The sequence below is a fragment of the Nocardia sp. NPDC020380 genome (genome assembly GCF_044386975.1).
Taxonomy (GTDB): domain Bacteria; phylum Actinomycetota; class Actinomycetes; order Mycobacteriales; family Mycobacteriaceae; genus Nocardia.
Map to the genome: position 1 here is coordinate 1 of NZ_JBIRVQ010000037.1, position 6,156 is coordinate 6,156.

Below are 6,156 nucleotides of genomic sequence, written 5' to 3' on the forward strand. Positions count from 1 at the left end.
AATTATGCGGCGGCGAATGCGGGTTTGGATGCGTTGGCGGCGGTGCGGCGGGCGGCTGGTTTGCCGGGTGTTTCCCTGGCCTGGGGACTCTGGGCAGCAGGCGGTATGGCAGGTGAATTGACCGACGCCGACCGCACCAGGCTCACACGAATGGGCGCGGAACCACTATCGACGGAGCTCGGCCTGGAGTTGTTCGACCGATCCCTCGGCCTGGACGCCGCATTGCTCGCGCCGGTGCGGCTGGATCCGGCGGTGCTGCGTGAACAGGCACGCGCTGGGATGCTGCCAGCACTGCTGCGCGGGCTGGTACGAGTACCGAGGCGCCGCGCGGAGTCGGCCGGAGGTTCGCTCGCGCACCAGTTGCAGGGGGTCGCCGAGGGAGACCGGGCGCAGGTCGTGGTGAGCCTGGTCCAGGCGCAGGTGGCTGCGATATTGGGCCACGAATCGGCCGAAATGGTGGATCCGGCAAGGGCATTCAAGGATCTCGGATTCGATTCATTGGCGGGTGTGGATCTGCGTAATCGACTCACCCGGGTAACCGGGATGCGGCTGCCGACCACACTGGTCTTCGATCACCCGACGCCTGCCGCGATCGCTGCCCTCCTGCTCACCGAGTTCGGTGGCGAGCCGGGCACGTCCATACCGCCCATCGACAGAGAGCTCGAGCGGCTCGAAGCCATGCTCGCCACCATTGCGGTCGGCGAGCGGGCACGGGTGGCCGGACGCCTGCGCACCCTGGTAGCCACGATGACCACCGGGGCCGGGAGCACCAGTGCCTTGATCGACGCCGCAACGACCGCGGACGAGGTATTCGACCTGATCGACGCCGAATTCGGCGAATCCTGACGCGCGCGACTCCAAGCCGGGACTACTGCAGGAAAGACGGCCATGAGCTCTGAAATAAATGCCAGCAAGGATGCACAGCAGGACAAGCTCGTCCGATATCTGAAGAAGGTCGCTGTCGACCTCAACGAGACCAGGGCGCGGCTGCACGAGTACGAGGAACGCGCGACCGAACCGCTGGCCATCGTCGGCATGAGCTGCCGCTACCCCGGCGGCGTCACTTCGCCGGCCGAACTGTGGGAGCTGGTGGCGGCCGGCCGGGACGCGGTGTCGGCCATGCCGGACGATCGCGGCTGGGACCTGGCGAAGCTCTACGACCCGGATCCCGATCAGCTCGGCACGATGTACGCCCGTGAGACCGCATTCGTCAGCGGTGCAGGCGATTTCGACGCGGACTTCTTCGGCATCAGTCCGCGCGAGGCCCTGGCGATGGACCCACAGCAGCGCCTGCTGCTGGAAGCGGCCTGGGAAGCACTGGAGGACGCAGGCATCGATCCCACCGCCCTGCGCGGCTCCGATACCGGCGTGTTCTGCGGTGTCGGACCGTCCGACTACGGGACGACACCGCCGCCGGAGTTGGAGGGCCTGCGCCTGACCGGAGCCACCACGAGCGTCGTATCCGGCCGCGTCGCCTACAGCCTCGGGCTCGAAGGCCCTGCACTGTCGGTGGATACGGCCTGTTCGTCCTCGCTGGTGGCATTGCATCTGGCGGCGCAATCACTGCGGTCGGGGGAGTGCTCGCTGGCCCTGGCAGGCGGTGTGACGGTCATGGCGGGCCCCTTCTTGCTGGTGGAGTTCAGCCGGCAACGTGGCTTGGCGCCCGATGGGCGATGCAAGGCCTACGCGGCGGCCGCAGACGGGACCGGATTCTCCGACGGCCTCGGACTTGTTGTGCTGGAACGACTGTCGGACGCCCGCCGGAACGGGCGCCAGGTACTGGGATTGCTGCGTGGTACGGCGATCAATCAGGACGGTGCCAGTAACGGGCTGACCGCGCCGAACGGACCTGCGCAGGAACGTGTCATCCGGCAGGCCCTGACGAACGCGGGCCTGCGTGCGACGGATGTGGATGCGGTCGAGGGCCACGGTACCGGAACGAAGCTCGGTGATCCGATCGAGGCGCGGGCACTGCTGGCGACCTACGGGCAGGAGCGTACCGGCGATCCGCTGTGGCTGGGGTCGATCAAGTCGAATATCGGGCACTCCTCGACCGCGGCCGGTGTGGCGGGTGTGATCAAGATGGTGCAGGCGTTGCGGCACGAAATGTTGCCTGCGACTTTGCATGTGGATGCACCCACGCCGCATGTGGATTGGGAGTCGGGGCGGGTGGAGTTGCTGACCGAGGCGCGGCCGTGGCCGGTTTCGGAGCGTCCGCGTCGTGCGGGTGTGTCGTCGTTCGGCGTCAGTGGCACGAATGCGCACGTGATTGTGGAGGAAGCTCCAGCCGAGGATCGGACGCCGGTGCCGGTGCCGGTGCCGGTGGCGGTTTCGGTGCCGGTGGCGGTTTCGGTGCCGGTTCCGGTGGTGTTGTCGGGGCGTGGTGAGGTGGCGTTGCGGGAGCAGGCGGCGCGTTTGCGGTCGTTTGTTGTTGGGCGGCCTGATGTTTCGGTGCGGGATGTGGGTTTTTCGCAGGTGATGTCGCGGGCGTTGTTGGAGCGTCGGGGTGTGGTGGTGGCTGCTGATCGTGAGCAGTTGCTGGAGGGGTTGTCGGCGTTGGCCGGTGGTGTGGCTGTGGGTGTGGGTGTGGTGGGGGGTAAGACGGCGTTTTTGTTCAGTGGTCAGGGTTCGCAGCGGGTTCGGATGGGTGTGGAGTTGGCGCGGGTGTTCCCGGTGTTCGGTCGGGCGCTGGATGAGGTGTGTGCGGAGTTGGATCCGTTGGTGGGTCGTTCGGTGCGGGGTTTGCTGGAGGCGGGGGAGGGTTCTGTTGAGGCGGGGTTGTTGGGGTCGACGCAGTTCACTCAGGTGGTGTTGTTTGCGGTCGAGGTGGCGTTGTTCGCGTTGGTGGAGTCGTTGGGGGTGCGTCCGGATTATGTGATGGGGCATTCGGTGGGTGAGATTGCTGCTGCGTGTGTGGCGGGGGTGTTTTCGCTGGGGGATGCGGCTCGTTTGGTGGTGGCGCGTGGTCGTTTGATGGGTGCTCTGCCGTCGGGTGGGGCGATGATCGCCGTACAAGCGGCGGAGTCCGAGGTCCTCGGTGTGCTCGAAGGCTTTGCGGAATCGGTATCGATCGCCGCTCTGAATGGTCCTACCTCGACTGTGATCTCGGGTGTGGAGGAGTCGGTCGAGGAAGTCGCGGCGATATTCGCCGCCGGTGGAGCGAAGACGACACGGTTGCGGGTGTCGCATGCCTTTCATTCGCCGTTGATGGAACCGATGCTTGCCGAGTTTCGCGAGCTGGCCGCGTCGATCACCTATGGGATGCCGCGGATTCCATTGGTGTCGAATGTGACCGGTGGTGTGGTGTCTTCGGAGGTGACGGATTCGGAGTATTGGGTCGAGCATGTACGGCGGGCGGTGCGTTTTGCCGATGGAGTTCAGACCCTGTGGGGGTCGGGTGTTCGGCGTTTTGTGGAGTTGGGTCCGGATGCGGTGTTGACGGCGTTGGCCGGTCAGTGTCTGGAAGGGCGCGAGGGTGTGCTGCTCGTGCCGGCATTGCGGGCAGGGATTGCAGAAGGTGATGCTTTCGCGGGTTGCCTGGGTCGGGTGTTCGCGGCGGGTGCGGGCGTGGATTGGCCGGCGTTCTATGCGGGCCGGGGAGCGGCACGCGTTCCCCTTCCGACGTATGCGTTTCAGCGGCAGCGGTATTGGCTGTCGCCGAATACCGGTGCGGGTGAGGTGAGTGCGGCCGGTCTCGCCCCCATTGACCACCCTTTACTGGCGGCAGCACTCCAGGTGGGCGACCGCGACGAATGGGTGTTCACCGGACAGCTTTCCCAGGACGCCCAGCCGTGGACCCGCGACCACGCGGTGTTCGGGACCGTGCTCGTCCCCGGTGTCGCCCTGGTGGAGCTGACGCTGGCGGCCGGTCGCCATCTGGGGACTCCCGCACTGGAGGAATTGATTCTCGAAGCGCCGCTGGTGCTCATCGCAGATTCGGCCAGACAGGTGCAGGTCACCGTCGCGGCGCCCGATGCGGACCGGCGTCGTGCAGTGGCGATCTACTCGTCCCCCGCATCCGGCGACGAACCGGACATGATCTGCCATGCCCGCGGCATGCTCACAGCGGTCGTCGCACCACCCGACCGGCTGCCCGCACAGTGGCCGCCGGCCGGTGCCGAGCCGGTCGTGGTGGACGGGTTGTACGAGCGGCTGGCCGACGTCGGCTACGAATACGGAGCTGCGTTCCGCGGACTTCGCGCGGCATGGCGAGCGGACGACACCCTCTATGCGGAGATCGCGCTGCCCGATGACGTCGACTCCACCGGCTTCGGACTGCATCCGGCGCTCTTCGACGCGGCGCTGCACGGCGGTCTGCTGGACAAGGAGCTGGGATCTTCCGCGGAGCTTCCGTTCTCCTGGTCCGGGGTGCAGATCACCGGCCGAAGCGTCGCACGGGCGCGAGTGCGGATAGTACTGTCCGGCCGGTCCAGGCTGCGTATCGATATCGCCGGAGGGGACGGTGAACCGGTGGCGAGCGTGAATGCGCTCGTCGGGCGCCCGGTGGATCCGGCACAGCTCGATGGCGCGCAACGGAACACGCAGCATTCATTGTTCGAAGTCGGCTGGCGTCCGGTCCCGCCCGCGGCCGGAGCCGTGCGGGTACGGACGGCCGTGCTCGGCGAGCCTGCCGCGCTGCGTGACGTCGCGGTGGGGAGCGAGCGCTTCGACGATATCGATGCGCTGGAACAGGCACTCGCCGAGGGGCATTCGGTCCCGGACGTCGTGATCGCGGCGGTATCGGCGCCGGACGGCGTGGACGGTGGGGAAGCCGCGCGGGCGGCCGCCGCGAGCGCGCTGAGTCTGGTACAGCGCTGGCTCGCCGGTCCGTCGTTGCGCGCAGCGCGGCTGGTCGTGCTGACCCGCACTGCGGTCGCGGTGGACGCCGAAGCTCCGGACCCGGCGCAGGCGGCCGTCTGGGGGCTGGTACACAGCGCCCAGTCCGAACATCCGGGACGGTTCGGACTCGTGGACCTCGACGACGATGACACACTCCCGGAATCCCCTACGCTGCTCGGCGGGGATGAGCCGCAACTCGCGGTTCGCGCGGGCCGGTGGCTGGCACCCCGGCTCGAGCGGGCATCGGCGGGCAGAGTCTCCGGCGCATGGCGATTGTCGATCGATAGAAAGGGATCGTTCGAGGATCTCGTGATTGTCGGTTCCGCCGCCGATCGAGCGTTGGGCCCCGACGAGGTACGTGTCGGCGTGCGCGCTGCCGGACTGAATTTCCGGGACGTACTGATCGCGCTCGGAACCTATCCCGGCGTGGCGCCACTCGGCACCGAGGCAGCGGGTGTCGTTCTCGAAGTCGGTTCCGGCATAACGGATCTCATACCCGGTCAGCGGGTCATGGGGCTGATGTCGGACTGCTTCGGATCGATGGCGGTGGCCGATCGGCAAATGATCGTGCCGATGCCGGAGAGTTTCACCTTCGAGGCCGCGGCCGCGGTGCCGGTGGCATATCTGACCGCGTACTACGGGCTGGTGGATCTCGCCGGCCTCGCGCCGGGTGAACGGCTGCTGGTACACGCCGCCGCCGGTGGTGTCGGAACGGCGGCAGTGCAGTTGGCGCGCCACCTCGGGGCGGAAGTGTTCGCGACAGCGAGCCCGTCGAAGTGGGATGCGGTCCGGGCGCTCGGAATTTCCGGCTCGCACATTGCCTCCTCCCGTGATGTCGGATTCCGTGACACGTTCAGGGATGTCACCGCCGGGGCGGGCATGGATGTCGTACTCGATGCTCTCGTCGGCGAATTCGTGGACGCGTCACTGGAATTGCTGCCGCGTGGCGGCCGGTTCCTCGAAATGGGTAAGGCAGATATCCGTGACCCGGAGGATGTCGCGCGCAAATATCCGGGGGTACGGTACCGGGCCTTCGACACCTATGAGGCCGGGCCCGAGCGTATTCAGGAAATGTTGTGTGCGGTTGTCGCACTGTTCGAGGCGGGCGTTCTCGAACACGGGCCGATCCGTTCGTGGGATGTACGCCGGGCCGGCGACGCATTCCGGCACCTGCGGGAGGGCCGCAATATCGGCAAGGTCGTCCTGACTGTTCCGCCGCCGCTGGATCCTGCTGGTGTGGTGTTGATTACGGGTGGTACGGGTGGTTTGGGTGCGTTGTTTGCGAGGCATTTGGTGGTGCGTCATGGTGTGGGGCGT

The 6,156-nt window shown here is 67.0% G+C and carries 2 protein-coding genes; both read left to right on the forward strand.

Translation table 11 applies throughout. The features are described 5' to 3' along the window. Positions 1-846, forward strand: an 846-nt coding sequence (locus ACH438_RS46150) for a phosphopantetheine-binding protein (protein ID WP_397017687.1), incomplete at its 5' end; no start/stop codon positions are given. A 42-nt stretch (positions 847-888) separates the two neighbouring features. Further along, positions 889-6,156, forward strand: a 5,268-nt coding sequence (locus ACH438_RS46155) for a beta-ketoacyl synthase N-terminal-like domain-containing protein (protein WP_397017689.1), incomplete at its 3' end; no start/stop codon positions are given.